The organism is Acidimicrobiales bacterium, assembly GCA_041394245.1.
In the GTDB taxonomy this organism is placed as follows: Bacteria; Actinomycetota; Acidimicrobiia; order Acidimicrobiales; family Aldehydirespiratoraceae; genus JAJRXC01.
Genome location: JAWKIR010000004.1, coordinates 431385 through 447778 on the forward strand (window position 1 = coordinate 431385; position 16394 = coordinate 447778).

16 protein-coding genes are annotated in these 16394 nt (G+C 68.8%); 7 read left to right on the plus strand and 9 right to left on the minus strand.

Annotated elements, in window-relative coordinates; translation table 11 throughout:
* The first annotated feature begins 29 nt into the window (after nt 1–29).
* Together R2707_20870 and R2707_20875 are read left to right on the plus strand one after the other, a co-directional pair.
* Nucleotides 30–983, plus strand: a complete 954-nt coding sequence (locus tag R2707_20870; protein ID MEZ5247554.1) for an LLM class flavin-dependent oxidoreductase — start codon at nt 30–32, stop codon at nt 981–983.
* Between the two features lie 73 nt (nt 984–1056).
* Entirely contained in the window at nt 1057–1683 is a 627-nt protein-coding gene (locus R2707_20875; protein ID MEZ5247555.1) for a hypothetical protein, read from the plus strand.
* On the opposite strand, the gene R2707_20880 is transcribed toward R2707_20875, so the two are convergent.
* Entirely contained in the window at nt 1680–2186 is a 507-nt protein-coding gene (locus R2707_20880; GenBank protein ID MEZ5247556.1) for a phosphoribosyltransferase family protein, read from the minus strand. The two genes, R2707_20875 and R2707_20880, sit on opposite strands and share 4 nt — an antisense overlap.
* Before the next feature lie 29 nt (nt 2187–2215).
* On the opposite strand from R2707_20880, the gene R2707_20885 reads away from it, so the two are divergent.
* On the plus strand, nt 2216–2659 hold the full coding sequence (locus R2707_20885) for a nuclear transport factor 2 family protein (protein MEZ5247557.1): 444 nt from the start codon (nt 2216–2218) through the stop codon (nt 2657–2659).
* A 63-nt stretch (nt 2660–2722) separates the two neighbouring features.
* On the opposite strand, the gene R2707_20890 is transcribed toward R2707_20885, so the two are convergent.
* Both R2707_20890 and R2707_20895 read right to left on the minus strand, forming a co-directional pair.
* A complete protein-coding gene (locus R2707_20890; protein ID MEZ5247558.1) occupies nt 2723–4015 on the minus strand; it encodes a PhoH family protein in 1293 nt (430 codons plus the stop codon).
* A 48-nt stretch (nt 4016–4063) separates the two neighbouring features.
* Nucleotides 4064–5659 carry a molybdopterin-dependent oxidoreductase gene (locus R2707_20895; GenBank protein MEZ5247559.1) on the minus strand — a complete coding sequence of 532 codons (1596 nt, stop codon included), beginning with the start codon at nt 5657–5659 and terminating at the stop codon, nt 4064–4066.
* A 93-nt stretch (nt 5660–5752) separates the two neighbouring features.
* On the opposite strand from R2707_20895, the gene R2707_20900 reads away from it, so the two are divergent.
* Nucleotides 5753–6874: a nucleotidyltransferase family protein gene (locus R2707_20900; protein ID MEZ5247560.1), complete on the plus strand. Its 1122-nt coding sequence runs from the start codon at nt 5753–5755 to the stop codon at nt 6872–6874.
* A gap of 211 nt (nt 6875–7085) precedes the next feature.
* On the opposite strand, the gene R2707_20905 is transcribed toward R2707_20900, so the two are convergent.
* Nucleotides 7086–7604, minus strand: coding sequence for a S24/S26 family peptidase (locus tag R2707_20905; protein ID MEZ5247561.1), 519 nt, complete (start codon nt 7602–7604; stop codon nt 7086–7088).
* A 62-nt stretch (nt 7605–7666) separates the two neighbouring features.
* Here R2707_20905 and R2707_20910 point away from each other — a divergent pair, with 62 nt between their 5' ends.
* Nucleotides 7667–8584, plus strand: coding sequence for a hypothetical protein (locus tag R2707_20910; GenBank protein ID MEZ5247562.1), 918 nt, complete (start codon nt 7667–7669; stop codon nt 8582–8584).
* On the opposite strand, the gene R2707_20915 is transcribed toward R2707_20910, so the two are convergent.
* Genes R2707_20915 through R2707_20925 form a run of 3 tightly spaced genes read right to left on the minus strand, consistent with a single transcriptional unit; the run spans nt 8578 to nt 10386 of the window.
* On the minus strand, nt 8578–9387 hold the full coding sequence (locus R2707_20915) for an ABC transporter permease (GenBank protein MEZ5247563.1): 810 nt from the start codon (nt 9385–9387) through the stop codon (nt 8578–8580). The two genes, R2707_20910 and R2707_20915, sit on opposite strands and share 7 nt — an antisense overlap.
* Nucleotides 9384–10169 carry an ABC transporter ATP-binding protein gene (locus tag R2707_20920; protein ID MEZ5247564.1) on the minus strand — a complete coding sequence of 262 codons (786 nt, stop codon included), beginning with the start codon at nt 10167–10169 and terminating at the stop codon, nt 9384–9386. Before R2707_20920 ends, R2707_20915 begins: the two co-directional genes overlap by 4 nt.
* A gap of 4 nt (nt 10170–10173) precedes the next feature.
* Entirely contained in the window at nt 10174–10386 is a 213-nt protein-coding gene (locus R2707_20925) for a PqqD family protein (GenBank protein MEZ5247565.1), read from the minus strand.
* A 219-nt stretch (nt 10387–10605) separates the two neighbouring features.
* On the opposite strand from R2707_20925, the gene rsgA reads away from it, so the two are divergent.
* Nucleotides 10606–11661: a ribosome small subunit-dependent GTPase A gene (gene rsgA, locus R2707_20930; protein ID MEZ5247566.1), complete on the plus strand. Its 1056-nt coding sequence runs from the start codon at nt 10606–10608 to the stop codon at nt 11659–11661.
* A gap of 25 nt (nt 11662–11686) precedes the next feature.
* Here the strand turns inward: rsgA and R2707_20935 are convergent, their stop codons facing one another.
* Nucleotides 11687–13180 (minus strand): class I adenylate-forming enzyme family protein, encoded by a 1494-nt coding sequence (locus R2707_20935; GenBank protein MEZ5247567.1) that lies wholly within the window; start codon nt 13178–13180, stop codon nt 11687–11689.
* Nucleotides 13181–13285: 105 nt separating this feature from the next.
* On the opposite strand from R2707_20935, the gene R2707_20940 reads away from it, so the two are divergent.
* Complete coding sequence (locus tag R2707_20940) at nt 13286–14665, plus strand: amidase (protein MEZ5247568.1); 1380 nt, start codon at nt 13286–13288, stop codon at nt 14663–14665.
* A gap of 6 nt (nt 14666–14671) precedes the next feature.
* Here the strand turns inward: R2707_20940 and R2707_20945 are convergent, their stop codons facing one another.
* Complete coding sequence (locus tag R2707_20945; protein ID MEZ5247569.1) at nt 14672–16360, minus strand: class I adenylate-forming enzyme family protein; 1689 nt, start codon at nt 16358–16360, stop codon at nt 14672–14674.
* Nucleotides 16361–16394 lie beyond the last annotated feature (34 nt).

Below are 16394 nucleotides of genomic sequence, written 5' to 3' on the forward strand. Positions count from 1 at the left end.
ATCGCCCGAGGCCTCCCCGCAGCCGGTGGATGCGTCCCGGCTACGGTGCCCCGATGGACTTCAGCTTCTGGCCCACGACCGCGCAACCCTGGGCCGACCTGCTGCGTGGGTGTCGGTGGGCCGAGGCGGAGGGATGGCACGGCATCTGGGTGCCCGACCACTTCATGACCAACGTCGGGCTCGGTGTTGACGACCGAGCCGCCACCGAGGAGCTCGCGCCCTGGCTCGAAGCCTGGACCACCCAGGCCGCGCTCGCCGCGCTCGTTCCCAGGGTCCGTATCGGTGCCATGGTGAGCGGGAATCTGTACCGCCACCCGGCCGTCGTCGCGAACATGGCGGGAACCATCGACGAGATCTCGGGTGGTCGCTTCGTCGTCGGGCTCGGCGCCGGGTGGCAGGAGAACGAACACGCCCGATACGGGATCGAACTCACGGATCCCGGCGATCGCTCCGACCGCCTCGAGGAGGCGTGCCGGGTGATTCGAGGGCTGCTGGACAACGAGCGCACGTCCTTCGCGGGCCGGCACTACGAACTCGACGGCGCGCCGTGCGAGCCGAGCGGGCATGGTCGACGCATCCCGTTGCTCGTGGGCGGCAAGGGTGAGCGGCGCACGTTGCGCACCGTCGCTCGCCACGCCGACGAGTGGAATGTGTGGGCCACCCCCGACGAAGTCGGACCGAAGCGGCAGGTGATCGAGCGATGGTGTGACGAGATCGGCCGCGACCCGGCGGAGATCCGGATCACGATCTCGGTGATGACGCGGTTCTGCGATTCGGCGAAGGAACGCGACGAGGTTCGTCGTCGACTCGGCAACCACGGCGGCCTCGTCGGTGCCGGAGCCGACGAGATCCGGGAGGCGGCGGGCGCCTACGCGGCCGCCGGCGTCGATGAGCTCGTGGTCGCCGACTTCAATCTGCCACGTGGCGCTCGGGAGGACGTGCTCGGTCGCCTCCAGCAGGAAGTCCTCGAGGAATTCCGCTGACGGGAGCCTCGGGTGACGCCTCGATGATGGCCCGTCGGCAGGGTGGCTCTCCCACGACAGAGGAGGAAGTCGCATGAGGTCCATCACGCGAATCGTCGGCGCGCTCGCCGTTGTGCTGGTCATCGCGGCGGCATGCAGCGACGATGCCGTCGATCAGGTGCAGGTCGACGATGTTGTCGACGACCTGCTCGACGAGGGTGCCGAGACTTCCACTCCGGAGAGCGAGGACCCGCCCTCGGATGCGGAGGAACCACCCGCGGAGCCGGAGGAACCGCCGGCTGTCGTTGTGGCGGAGCCCGAGGACAACTGCGTGATCCTGCGGCACTACCAGGCGACCGGTCTCTTCGACACCGCCCCCTACTACGTGACCGTCACGACCCGGATCGACATCGTGGAGGATGACGAGGTGACCGTCACCATGCCGGGCGATGTGGAGTTCGACCTGGGCGTGTGGCCCACCGACGACGTCGAGGGCATCGGCCAGATCGACGTCAACTTCCCCGTCTTCGGACCGGGCCCGGTCGGCCTGCCGGAGGTCATGGTCAACGGCGAGCCGTTGGGCCTGGCTGATCTGTTCTGGGGCGGCAACACATCGTTCGAGGCGGCCGGGGCCGACGTGCGCGACGAGGAGATCTACGGCAAGACGATCCCCTGCACCGCCCCCTACATGGTGCAGATCGATCCGAACTCGATCTCCTAGGCGTCGCTCACTCGATGGCGGGCGTCCTCGGCATTGACCACCGGCGCCTCCGTGGACCACGGGAAGTTGATCCACTGATCGGTCCGCTTCCAGACGTAGTCGCACTTCACGAGCGAGTGGGACTTCTCGTAGAGGACTGCGGTCCGTACTTCGGCGACGCGATCGACACAGAAGTCGTAGACCATCTTCAGGGTGTGGCCAGTGTCGGCGACGTCGTCGGCGATCAGGATCTTGGCGTCGTCCATGTCGACGAAGTCGACATAGGGAGGGAGCATCACGGGAACCGGGAGGCGCTCGTCGACGCCGGTGTAGTACTCGCAGTTCATCACGTAGATGTTCTTCACCGACAGGGCGTAGCCCATCGATCCGGCGACGAAGAGTCCGCCGCGGGCGATCGCGAGGATCATCTCGGGGCGGTACCCGTCGTCGGCGACGGTGGTGGACAGCTCTCGAACGGCGGTGCCGTAGGTGGCGTAGTCGAGGATCTCGCGCGCTTCGCTCATCGTCGGAATCTAGCTGGAAGGATGGATGGATGATTCATGCCGTCATCGACAACTGGAACGCTCACCTCCGCGGGGAGTTCCCCGGCGGCCTCGACGAGTTGTTGCACGACGACTGTGTGTTCCTGTCGCCCATCGTGTTCACGCCGCAGCGGGGCAAGGAGTTGACCAAGCTCTATCTGGCAGCGGCCGGAAACGTGCTGCCCGGTGACTCCGGCGATGCTGACGGCCAGACGCCGACACCGGCCACCGACGATGCAGACGGCAAGTTCCGCTATGCGAAGAAGGTGCTCGACGGCAACCACGCGGTGCTCGAGTTCGAGACCACCGTTGACGGCATCGCCGTCAACGGCGTCGACATCATCACCTGCGACGACGACGGCAAGATCGTCGAATTCAAGGTGATGATTCGTCCCCTCAAGGCCGTCAACAAGGTCCACGAGAACATGAAGGCCATGCTCGAGAAGCTGTCCTGATCGTTCTGTGAGCTTGAACGCCGCCTACGGCGGCGTTCAAGCTCACAGAACGGCGGTCGAACGTCAGTTGCGGCCGTCGAGGAGGCCGGCCACCAGGGCCGCGACCTCGCTGCGCTCGCTGCGGGTGAGCGTGACATGGCCGAAGAGCGGGTGGCCGCGGAGATGATCGACCACGGCGCCGATGCCGTCGTAGCGGCCGACCCGGAGGTTGTCGCGCTGGGCCACGTCGTGGGTCAGCACGACCTTGGTGTTCTCGCCGACCCGGGTGAGTGCGGTGAGCAACACGTTGCGCTCGAGGTTCTGGGCCTCGTCGACGATCACGAACGTGTCGGTGATCGAGCGGCCCCGGATATGGGTGAGGGGGAGCACCTCGAGCAGTTCGCGATGGATGACCTCGTCGACCACCTCGGGGCCGGCGATCGCCTCCAGAGCATCGTGGACCGCCGCTGCCCACGGCGACATCTTCTCGCTCTCCGAGCCGGGCAGGTAGCCGAGGTCCTGCCCGCCCACCGCATAGAGCGGGCGGAAGATCATGACCTTCGCGTGCGATCGCTTCTCGAGTACGGCATCGAGCGCGGCGGCGAGCGCCAACACGCTCTTGCCGGTACCGGCGCGGCCGCCGAGCGACACGATGCCCACCCGGTCGTCGGTCAGGAGGTCGAGGGCGACGTGTTGTTCGGCCGAACGGGCCCGCACGTCGAACACCGGTCGATCGATGATGCGGTGGACCCGCTTGTCGGACTGGATCCGTCCGAGTCCGGACTGTGACCCTGCGACCAGGGCCACACCGGTGTTGACGGGGAGGTCCCGTGCCTCGGCCAGATCACACACACCCTCGGCGTAGAGGTCGTCGACCGTGGCACCGTCGACGATGATGTCGGTGAAACCCGTCCACCCGTCGTCGGCGACGTCGGTGTCGCGGAACTCGGAGGCTTCGAGTCCGATCACCCCGGCCTTGAGGCGCAACGGCAGGTCCTTCGAGACGAGCACGACCGATGCCCCCTCGGCGGCGAGGTTGGCGGCGACGCTGAGGATCCGGTTGTCGTTGGTGTCGTCGCGGAACCCGTCGGGCAGGCTCTCGCGAGACGTGTGGTTCAGCTCGACGCGAACCGTGCCGCCCGAATCGTTCACCGGGAGCGGGTCGAGCAGGCTCCCGTGTTCCTCGCGTAACTCCTCGAGGGCACGAAGCGCGCTGCGCGCGGCCCACCCGAGTTCGAGGTGATGTCGTTTCGCTTCCAGCTCGGTGAGCGTGGCGAGCGGAATGACGACGGCGTGTTCCTCGAAACGGCGGAGCGCGGATGGATCGCTCAGCAGCACAGATGTGTCGAGGACGTAGGTACGGCTCGTGCCTGGCATGTGCTCGCGAAGCTATCCCTGCGCGCGGAGCGCGTTGCGGACCCGGGCTTACGAGACGCTGACGCGGATGGTGTGCCAACCCTCGGCGCCGTCGGGGTCGACTCGCTTCGGTCCGAGGGGCTGCAGGACCCCATCGCCGTCGACGGCGCGGACCTGCAGGACGTGGTCACCGGGGGACGCGTCCCACTCGGTCTTCCACTGCACCCAGGTCTCGTCGCTCCCCGGCGCGGCGATCTCACACTCGACCCAGTCGCCGTCGTCGATCGACAACTCGACCGCGCGGATGCCGCGAGGTGGGGACCAGGCGACCCCGGCGACCACAGTCCGCCCGGAAGCGACGGTGTCTCGATGGCGCGGCACATCGATCCGCGACATGGACTTCATCGGACCTTCCTTCGACCAGCCCCTGGAGATCCAGTAGCCGTCGAAGTCGTCCCAGGTCGTGAGCGAGATCTCCTCGATCCATTTGACGGCCGAGACGTAGCCGTAGAGGCCGGCGACCACGAGACGGGCCGGGAAGCCGTGGATGATCGGCAGCGGCTCGCCGTTCATGCCGACGGCGAGCAGCGCCGTGCGGCCGTCGTCGAGCGTGTCGGTGGGGAAGCCGGCCGTCCAGTCGTCGACCGACCGGCCGACGATCTGGGTCGCGCCGTTCTGCACCCCGGCGCGTTCCAGGAGGGAGGTGAGCGGCACGCCCAGCCAGTCGGCGGTACCGACGAGGCCGCCGCCGACCTCGTTGGAGACACACGACAGGGTGACGGTGTGCTCCTCGAGTTCGTCCATGGCCAGGATCTCGTCGAACGTCAGCGTGTAGGGGTTGTCGACCATCCCGGTGAAGGAGAGCGTCCAGGTGTCGGGGTCGACCTGGGGGACGCGAAAGGCGGTGTCGATCCGGTAGAAGGTGTTGTTGGGAGTGAGATAGCTGGCGATTCCGGGCACCGTGTCGAACGAGCCGGCGGTGGCCGGTCCGGCGAGGGGCGAGCCGGCTGTGGTGGTCGTGGTGGTGAACTCGGTGAAGTCGAGCCCCTCGCGGGCGACCTCGGCCACGCTCTGGCCCTCGATCCGGCGTGCGATCCCGAAGCCGGTGACCGCCACCGCTCCAGCGCCGGCCGACCAGCTGAGAAATGCGCGGCGCGTGGCGCGCTTTTCCCGCGGGTCCTCGCGGAACGAGGCCAGGCGAGTCGGGCGGTACATCCGGGTGAGCAGGAGCACGAGTGTCCCGATGCCGAGCGCCGCGGCCACGAGCGCCCAGATCCAGCTCGCGACCGCGGGCGACTGGGGGTTGCGCGCCGTGGTGAATCCACCCAACAGACCGAAGGCGGCGAACCCGGCGACCCCGATCCGCATCGACACCCGCTTCGACAGATCGCCGAGGACCGCGCCGAGCACCAGCGCGGTGATCGCGATGCCGGGGAGCAACCAGCCCTTCGCGTTGCTGCCGAGGTTGTCGATACCGGCTCGTGCCGCTTCGCCGGGGAGAACGTCGAGGATCCACTCACCCATGCCCAGCACCAGACCGGGGATGTCCGGGTCGATCGCCGACACGACCTCTCCGAAGACCAGAGCCACACTCGCGGCGATCACGCCGGCCAGCGCGCCGTACCAGCGCGGATGATCCCTGAGGAGGGCTTGCTGAGCTTCCATGATGTCCACCATGTCGCGTACAACGGTTCGAGTGCCACAACCCGGGCAAGGACGTGACACAGGTCCAACGTCGCTTCCGCAGGAATCGTTCCCGTGCGCTCACCGCTGATCGCCGATGCCCTCCGATCGCTCGCCGCGCCGCGTGAGCCCGTCGACTGGGTGGCGGCGACCGCGCCGCTCGACGGGCCCGACGCCGACGGCTTCCTCGCGCTGGTGGCGACCCACCGGCTCCAGGCTGCCCTGCACGACGCGTGCGATCGGGCAGGACGGCCCGTCGATGGTCGAATCGCCCAGCGGGTGGCCGACGACCGGGTGTTGCGGCTTCGTGCGTCGGGGGTGCTCGATGCTGCGGCCGCAGCGTTCGACGAGCGAGCCATCCCGTGGGTGGCGTTCAAGGGACCGGTCGTGGCCTCCATGCTCCCTCGACCGGAGCTGCGGGGATTCAACGACCTCGATCTGCTCGTCGCCCGGGACCGCTTCGGCGACGCGATCGATGCGCTCGTCTCCGTCGGAGCCGAGGAGTTGAACCGCAACTGGGACCCCTACGTCGACCATGTCGTGGGGGAAGTGCCCATCGAGATGGCGTCGGTGCCGATCGACCTTCACTGGCACGTGATCGGGCTGGGGCGCACACGAGCCGATGTCGCCTTCGATCCGGCGGCGATGCTCGCCCGGCGCCGTGGCGTCAGGGTGGGTGAGCGCGACGTCCCCGCGTTCGATCCGGTCGATCAGTTGCTGCACCTCGCGACCCATGCCGGCCTGAGCGGCGCGACCCGTCTCGATCAGCTGCGCGACATCGGGGCGGTGGTTCTCGGCGCCTCGATCGACTGGCCGACCTTCATCGCCCGTGCCCGCGACGCTCGAGTGGCGCGGCTGGTCGGGCACACCCTCGACCGCGCCGCGATCGCGGTGGGCGTGCCCGTCGACGACGGCGTCCTCGTCGACCTCGCCGGATCGTCGCTGCGGAGGCGCCGGCGCTTCGACGGCGACGGCGTGACGTCGCTGCGCCGGTTCGGGGTGCACTGGCGGCGCGACGGGGTGGCGGCGACGGCGCGCTCGATCGCTCGGAGCGTGGGGGCGATGGGCCCGGCGCTGCCGGGGCGCCCACGCGGCTGGGACTTCGCCGACCCGCAGAGCGTTCTGTACCACGACCGGCCCAGCGGTGGGCCGCAGCGTCGGCTCGAGTTCCTGGCGATGGTCGAAGGATCGGCCTGAGCCGGAACGCGAAACAGGGACGGCACGCCGTCCCTGTTTCCTACGAATCGCTACCGGAGATGATCAGCGGCCGCTGCCACGGCGCCGGGGCGGACGACGGTGACGAAGGGAACCTTCGAGGTCGACCTGGCTCTGGATCATCGGCTTCTGGTACTTCATGGATTCCACCTCTCGGTAGACAGGGATAGTAAAGGTCACAGTAACACACTCGTCACTCTCCGTGACGGTTCTTTTGGTCCAATTCACGCGACCGGCGACTCGGTTCACTCCCGCGCCGTTCGCGTGGCCAGGTGCTCCGAGAGAGACCGCGCAACAGGCGACGGAGCCGGCGCCGCGATCTCATCGCCACGGATGCCCGGACCCGATCGACCTCCCCGAAACGTCGGTGTCGACCGTCGTTGCGAGCGGCGGTCACCCGACCGATGAGCCTCGACGACGGGACCGGTTCGTCGTCGACCGAATTGCCGGAGCCCCGCCCGGTCACATTCGCACCGTCGTACTCCCGTACGCGGTGCACGACGATCCCGCCGTCGTCATCGACGAACGCCCAGATCTCGCCGGTCCGGGGCTGCGACGCCTCGGTCAACACGACGGTGGCCCCCGACTCGATCAGCCCCGCCATGCTCGTTCCCTTCACCGGGAGTTCGACATCGCCGCCGGCGAGTCGACCGCGCAGGAGCGCGGCGACGGCGTCGGGACGACCCGAGGCGGCGCCGTCGTGGTCGGACATGGACAGGACCGTACATCCGGGGAGTCCCCGCCGGACACGGCCCGATCGGCTTTCATGGCGCGATGATCGAATCGACGCTCGATGTCGCCGGCATCGCAGTGCGGGTCCGCGCCGAGGACCGGTCCTACGCCGACTGCGCGTTGAGCCGACTGGGCACCGAGAAGAGCGACGCCGAACCCGAGATCGACCTGGTGTTGGATTCCCGTGCACCGGAGGTCGCGGCGGGTGCGAGGCGACAGGAGATGGACGGCTTCCTGGGCTGGGAGGACGACGACTCGTTGTGGATCGGCCTGCGGGACTCACGGGCGGTCGTCCGCGGCACCGCGGTGCACGTCGGGGGCGCGATCGACGGGGAGTCACCACTCGATCTGTTCGACGACCTGCTCCAGTTCGCGATCGCGGTCGCCGTTGCCCGACCCGACCGACTCATGATGCATGCCGCCGTGGTCGCCCTGGGTGACGAGGCACTCCTGTTGGTCGGCCCGAGCGGCCGAGGCAAGTCGACGCTCAGCGCCGCGGCATTGGTCGGCGGCTGGGACCTGCTCGGTGACGATCTCGCGGTGATCGACGCGGGCGCGATGTCGGCTCGTGGCGTCGCCCGCCGCCCGATGGTGCCGGCGTCGGTTGCGACCGCGCACGGACTCACCGGCGAGATGGAGGACGGTCCGCGGCAGCGGCTGCGCCTTCCGGCGAGCACGCTCACCACCGGGTCTCGTCGCCTCGTTGGCATCGTCACGGTCGACCACGGGACCGAGGGTCACGTCGAGGATCTCGGTCGTGGCGATCTCTCCGTGCTCGACGACGGCTACGCGGCGCCACCCTTCCGGCAGGCACTTCGGCGCCAGCTCGCGGCCAGCGCATCGCTGGTGGCGCTGCCGGCGGTCCGGCTTGCCCATGCGCGAGACGAGTCCACCCGCATCGCTCGCGCCCAGGATCTCCTCCTCGATGCGCTGGGTCGGTGTCGGGCGGGTGATCAGTAGGTGCCGAGCGTTCCCGCTCGCTTGGCGGTGCCGATCGCCCAGCGAAAGACGACCAGTGAAAGCGGCAACGCGAGCAGCACGAACGCGAGCAGCACACCGATGTCGCCGAGCACGTCGGTCAGGCCGGCATCGGTCTGGACGACCGCTCGCGTGGCTCGGACCCCGTAGGTCGCGGGAATCAGCCGGGTCACGGACTCGAGCCAACCCGGCAGCACCGACAGGGGATACAGCGCTCCGGACAGCAAGAGGGTGAGTTGCTCTGCCGGTCCGCTGAACGGGTCGCCCCGCTTGACCAGGATGATGAACGCCGCCGAGACCACGCCGAACGGCACGAACGAGAGCGCGACGAGGAACAGGATCGGGGTGGCCTGGACCATGCCGAGCAGTGGGATCCCCGCACCGAAGACCCCCAAGCCGATCAGCACGAGCAGGGCGGTCTCGGCGAGAACGAACACGAAGGCGACGGCGTGGCTGGCCACCAGTACGGTCCAGATCGGCGTCGGCGTCGTGAGGACCGCTTCGAGCGTGCCCTCGTTCTGTTCCTCGCTGATCTGCTCGGGGAAGCTCGTCATCCCGACGGCGGCCCAACTGGTGACGATCGAGCCGATGAGGGCGAACTCGAAGTACCCGCCCCGGAACTGGCTGATCGATTCCGGGTCGCCGACGAACTCGGCGATGAAGTAGAAGCTGACGGCGAAGTAGCCGATGCGCAGGATTCGCATCGTCAGATCGACCCGGTATGAGGTGAGTGTCGTCAGTTCCTTGCGGACGACCGCGCCGACGCGACGCCAGTTCGCGCTCACGGGCGGTCCTCGTCGGCGCCATCAGCATCGGCGACGAGCGCCTCGAGACGAGCGCCGAGTCCGCCCGGATCCTGCGCGATCTCGTGAGCAGTGCCCTCCCAGACGATACGGCCGTGGATCAGGGCAACCGCTCGGTCGCAGGCGAGCACGACCTCGTCGAGTCGGTGACTGGCCATGACGACCGCCGTCCCGCGTTCGGCGAGACCGCGGATCTGGTGACACAACTCGCGGCCGGCGATCGGATCGAGACTGCGCGTCGGCTCGTCGAGTACGACGAGCGGCGGGTCGTGGAGCGTGGCTCGGGCGATGCCGAGTTGGGCGAGCATCCCCGACGAGTAGCCGAACACGGCCTTGTCGCGGTGGGCGAGACCATGGGTGACCATCGCCTTTTCCACTCGGTCGTCGGCCGCGTGTGGTTCGAGGCCCGCCATGGTCGCGAAGAAGTGCAGGTTCTGCCGCCCGGTCAGTCGCCAGTAGAAGGAACGTTCGTTGGGGAGCGAGAGTCCGAACTTGGATCGGCTGCGCTGATCGTCGCCGGTGACCAGCGCGCCGTCGATGTGGATGCTGCCGGACGTGGGTATGAGGAGCCCTGTGATGGAGCGGATCAAGGTCGATTTGCCGGCGCCGTTGGGTCCGATGATGCCGACCACCTCGCCCGCCTCCACGCGGAGGTCGACGCCGTCCAACCCCACGACGGGTTCCGACGACGCCGAACGGACCAGCATGCCGAGCAGGCCTCTGGCCGGCTCGTAGGTCATGCGCAGATCGTCGACGACGAGCACGTGGTCAGCCGATGTCGACGAGGTCCGCCGACGCGAGCTCCTCGATGAACTCGACGATGTCGCGCTCGAGTTGTTCGACGGACACACCCTCGAGCTGGTGGACGAGATGGTTGGCGAGCGCGGTGGCGTCGCGCTCGCCATCCAGGGCGCGCCAGATCAGTGACCCGACGGGATTGAGCGTGGTCAACACGGTGCCATCAGCGTTGAGGATCACCACGGAGTCGCCACTCGGCTCGAAGCTGACGCCAGCGCGTCGTCGTGTAGCCAACGGATTCAGCCTTTCGTCGGCGCCGACGTCGCACGTCGGCGGGCGGGAGTTGTGATTCCATCGGTCGCGAGGCCGTCGGCGGGAGATCTGCGGTCGAGAAACCCCGAGCCGGCACCGTAGGCTTCCACGACGTGAGCTCTCCGGTCCGACACCCCGAATCGCGGCAACGTGGCTGACCTGGGCGCGTGGGGGCTCGACGGCTTCGGGAATGATCCGCTGCAGATCACCGGAGTCCTGGCTCGAGTCGTCCGTGTGGACCGAGGCGAATGCGACGTCATGACGGCCGACGGGCGTGTTCGCGTGCTGTCGGACTCGGTGCGGGCCCAAGACGAGGTGGCCCCCGTCACGGGTGATTGGGTCGATGTGGTCGACGACGAACTCGGACCGGTCATTGCCCACATCTTCCCACGGTCGACGGCCGTTTCCCGGCGTGATCCGGCCGAGCGGGACCTGGAGCAGGTCCTCGCGGCGAATGCTGATCTCGTCGCCGTCGTCCACGGACTCGACCGTCCGCTGCCGCCGGGACGGCTCGAGCGCCTGCTCGTGGTCGCCTACAAGAGCGGGGCGGACCCGGTGGTGCTGCTCACGAAGGCCGACGAACGCGTCGACGACGAGACCGAGGACATCGTGCGGGCGGTCGCCCGCGACGTACCCGTGATCGTCACGAGCGTGTCCGACGGCACCGGTCTCGACCAGGTGCGCGACCTGCTCTCCGAGGGTCGCACCCTCGCGCTGATCGGTGCGAGTGGCGTGGGAAAGTCGTCGTTGGTCAACGCGCTCGTCGGACACGAACTGCTCGAGATCGGCGAGGTGCGCAGCTCCGATGCCAAGGGTCGGCACACCACCACCGCCCGTGAACTGGTGATGTTGCCCGAGCACGGCGGTCTGGTACTCGACACGCCGGGGATCCGGGCCATCGGTCTCTGGGAGGCAGAGGACGCACTCGATCTGGTCTTCGGCGATCTCGAGGAGTTGGCTGCGCAGTGCCGTTTCGGCGACTGTTCCCACGGCAGCGAGCCGGGCTGTGCGATCACCGCCGCCGTCGAGGCCGGCGAGATCGATGCCCGGCGTGTGGGCCGCTACACCGACCTGGTTACCGAGCTCGCCGCCCAACGGGCCCGTGAGGAAGAACGCGAACGGCGCGACCAGAAGGACGGCCGATCGCGAGGTGGCGGTCGAAATCGTGGAGGTGGCGGCGGTCGTCGGGGCCGTCCCCGCCGCTGACCGTCACACCGGTGTCAGACACCCGTCACAGGTTCATGGCGGCGAGGGCGCGTCGATCGACCTTGTCGCTCGAGTTGCGCGGCAGCTCGTCCAACACGACGAGGTCCTCCGGCAGCTTGTAGTGGGCGAGTTCGTCGGCGCCGAAGGCGCGGAGGTCCTCGAGGGTGGGTGGCTCGCTCCCGGCGGCCGCCACGACGACGGCGACGCCGATCTCGCCCATCACGTCGTCGGGACGGGGCACGATCGCGATCTCGGCGATGGCGGGATGGGCAACGAGGACCGACTCCACTTCCATCGGGTAGACGTTGTAGCCGCCCCGGATGAACATCTCCTTCAGCCGACCCGCGAGTCGATAGCACCCGGCGTCGTCGACACGGGCGAGGTCGCCCGTGCGCAGCCAGCCGTCGACAAGGGTCTCGGCCGTCGTCTCGGGGTCGTTCCAGTATCCCGACATGACGCAGTCGGATCGGAGCCAGAGCTCGCCGATCTCGCCGTCGGGCACCGGGTTGCCATCGGCGTCGCGGATGGATGCCTCGGCACCCGGTCGTGGCCGTCCGATGGTGTGGAGTGCCTCTTCGTCGTCGGCGTCGAGCGCGGTGCCGAGCCCGATCCCGCCGCTCTCGGTCGACGAGTAGCGGATCGAGTACCCGGCGCCGAAGCGTTCCCGGCACTCGCGAACGAGGGCCGGCGGTGATGCGGCGCCGCCCACGACCACGGCGTTCACCGCGGAGAAGTCGAGCTCGTCCATCAACGGGTGTCGCACCATCAGCGCGAGTTGGGGCGCCACCCCGGTCACGGCCGGCATCTTGTGCTCCGCGATGAGTCGGAGGACCGGGCCGGCCGACCATCGTTCGAGGAGGTGGGTCGTGCGCCCGCTGGCGAGGAGCCAGGGCAGCTTGGTCATGAAGCCGACATGCGCGAACTGGGTCGGGGAGATCCCGTCGCCGCCGCCACCCCAGGCGCCGCCGGTGTCGAGCTCGGAGATGCGCCGCAGCTGTCGGTCCGTGTACCAGGCACCCTTCGGCTGGCCGGTGGAACCACTGGTGAAGCAGATGCACACGGGTCGGTCGTCGTCGGCTGGCAGCGCCGGCCGCGGTGCGGCGCCGGCGATTCGGAACTCGGCGGCAACCGAATCGGCGCTGGTACCCGGCGTGATGACTTCGGTGGCGTACCGATCGCGGTCGACGGCATCCACCAGCTCCGCGGTGGCGACGACGAGCGCGGGGGCGAGCACTTCGACACAACCGGCGATCTCGCGCGGCCGCAACCTGGGGTTGATGCCGGCCGTCACGGCGCCGAGTCGATCGAGGGCGAGGTACAGCACGATGTAGTCGATCACCGATGGCAGCAGCAGCGCGACGGCATCGCCCTCGGTGATGCCCCGCTCGGCCAGACCGGCGGCAGCCTCGTCGGCCGCGCGGTCGAGTTCGGCGTAGGTGATGCCCCATCCGGCATCGGTGAGGTACGCCGTGACATCCGAGAAATCGGCAGCGGCGCGTCGGCAGATTTCCGTGAGCACCCTGGGATCGTAGGGTGAGGCAGGTCGCAGCGACACAATGCTCGAGAAACAATGCTCGAGAAACAGTGCTCAAGAAACAGTGCGGAAGAAGCAATGGGGGAGAAGATGACCGACGCACCATGGCCGGGAGATGTGGTTTCGTTGGTGAACGCGTTCCGCTCCGGCGAGCGTCATCCTCGTGAGGAGGTGGCCGCAGTGCTCGCCGCGGTCGAGGCCGACCAGCTGAACGCGGTCTGTCATGTCGACGGCGACGCCGCGCTCGCCGCGGCCGAGTCCGCCGATGTGTCGCTGCCCTTCGGCGGCGTGCCGCTGGCGGTCAAGGAGCTGTTGGCGGTGGCGGGGTGGCCCGATACGGAGGCGTCGTTGGCGCTGGCTGATCGGGTGGCGACCGCCGACGGGATCCCGGTCGAACGCCTGCGGGCCGGTGGCGCGATCCCGACCGTGCAGACCACCTCCAGCGAGTTCGGCGGGGTCAACCAGACGACGACGAAACTGCACGGGGCGACCCGCAATCCGTGGGGAACGGACCGGACGCCCGGCGGATCGTCGGGCGGCGCGGCGGCCGGGGTCGCCGGCGGAATGTTTGCACTCGCGACGGCGAGCGACGGAGGCGGATCGATCCGCATCCCGGCCGGCTTCTGCGGACTCGTCGGGCTGAAGGCGACCTACGGACGGGTGCCGAAAGGTCCCGCGATCGGCAACCTCACCTCGGTCGAGGGGTGTGTCACCCGTAGCGTTCGCGACACCGCCCGCTGGCTCGATGTCACGAACGGGATCGACCCCCGCGACCCGTTCAGTCTCCCGAGGGTCGAGGGCTACGAGGCCGGACTCGGCGAGGGGCTGGCCGACCTCGCGTCGCTGCGGGTCGCGATCGTCCCCGACCTGGGCTGCGCGGTCGTCGCGCCGGAGACCGAGGAGATCGTGACGGCCGCGGCCGAGGAACTCGTGGCCGCCATGGGTGCCACCCGTGTCGACCTTGACCTGCGGCTGCCCAACATCATGGGGGCGTGGGGTCTGACCGGCTCGATCGGGAACCGCAAGGAGCTCGGCGACCGCTGGCCGGCGTGCGCCGATCAGCTGACCGGCATGATGCGTTCGGGGATCGAGTCGGCCGAGCAGCGGATCGACCTCGACGCGATGGTGAAGGCCGAGACCCGCCGTCAGGAGCTCAACCTCGCGATGGCGGCGATGTTCGGAGAGGTCGACCTCGTGTTCGCCGCGACCAACCCGTCGACCGCGTTCGACGCCGAAGGGCGCCTGCCGAGTGTCTTCGGTGGACGCGAGTCCAACCCCGGGAACAACGGCGCCCTGACGGCACCGTCGAACATCTACGGCAACGCCGCGATCTCGCTGCCTGCCGGCACCGCGAGCGATGGCCTGCCCGTCGGACTCCAGGTGCTCGGTCGGCACCACACCGAGCGTGTGCTGCTCGACGTGGGCCTGCTCTGGGAGCGGACCCGCCCGTGGCCCCTCACCGCCGGCTGAGCCGGATCAGTCCTCGATGAAGGTGTTCTCGGCGGTTCCGGCGACGACGGCCTTCAGGATCTTCCCGCTGGCGTTGCGAGGGAGGGCCTCGTTGCGGATCTCCCAGTGGGCCGGGACCTTGTAGGTGGCCAATGTCCGGGCCACCCACTCACCGAGCTCCTGCGGATCGAGCGTTGCGCCGTCGCGGGGCACGACCACTGCCTTGACTTCCTGGCCGAGCTCACGGTGGTCGACGCCGATGACCGCGACCTCCATCACGTCGGGGTGTTCGTCGAGGCGGTTCTCGATCTCGGTGGGATAGATGTTCTCGCCACCCCTGATGATCAGATCGGTCCGGCGACTCGCGAGGAAGAGCATGCCGTCGGCCATGTGTCCGAAGTCGCCGGTGCGGAGCCATCCGCCGGGGCGGATCGTCTCCGCCGTCGCGTCCGGGTTGTTCCAATAGCCGGGGATGACCATGGGGCCACGAACGCACACGTTGCCGATCTCACCGTCGGCGAGCGGCTCGTCGTCGTCATCGAAGATCGCGACGTCGGCGGTCGGGATCGGGTAGCCGACCGTGTCCGGGTGCGCCGCCAGGACATCGTTCGATGCCTGGGTTGCGAGGCCGGCGCATTCGGTCAGCCCGTAGCCGACGCCCACCGCCTGGGTGGCGTGGGGGAGTGCCTCGCGGCACGCTCGTTGGAGTTCCGGCGACCAGACCGATCCGCCGCCACCGATGGACTGGACGCTCGACGTGTCGTAGTCGTGGAAGTTCGGGTGTTCGACGATGCGCCACATCTGGGTGGTGACCCCGCCCCAGCCGGTGATGCGGTGCTCCTCGGTGAGTCGGAGGACCTTCTCCGGATCGAACCGGCCGGTCGTCCAGAGGTTGCCCAGCCCCGACGCCACCGCGGTGACGGCGCCCGAGTGGAGCCCCGAGATGTGGAAGAGCGGGCTGGCCGCGAGGCGCAGCGGCGGGTACGGGGCCGGGGTGTCGCCCGCCGGGAAACGCACCGCATCGCGGGCGCCCACCAGGAAGGCGCACGACACGTAGGCCAGGAAGTTGCGGTGGGTGGTGACCGCCCCCTTCGGCCGGCCGGTGGTGCCGCTGGTGAACAGGATCGCCGCGGGGTCGTCCTCGCCGATGTCGACCTCGGCGAGCTCGGCGCCGGCGTGGGCCGTCATGAGGCCGGCGAGGTCGTCCTCCATCACGATGACGGGAATTCCGGGGTCACCGTCGAGTCGCTCGAGCCGCTTCCGGTCGGCGATGAGAACCGACGGCGTCGTCAGGTCCAGGCCGTAGCGGATCTCGTCGCCGGTCCACCACCCGTTCATCGCGACGGCGATGGCCCCCTGCGAGACGGTCGCCCAGAACGACTGGATCCACTCGGGCGAGTTGGCCCCGAGAATCGCGACCCGATCGCCCGGGCCGATGCCGTAGCGGTCGCGCAGGGCTGCGCCGAGGGCGGCGGCGTGCTCGATGTTGTCGGCGAAGGTCGCGGCCCGGCCGTCGTCGAAGAGGTAGTAGCGCGCCTCGCCGTCACCATGGTTCGCCGACGCGAGGAGGATCTCCCGGAGACTGCGGGCGCGATTCTTGACCACCTTCATCTCGACACCGTTCACGACCTCGGTGACGGTCTCGAAGAAGCCCCCCTCGGCGGTGAGGAAGGCATCGGCCTCGGGGACCGTCATGGTGGGGTTGGTCGCGTTCATCGGCGCAGAAGCTAGTCCACTGCCCGAGTCCGAT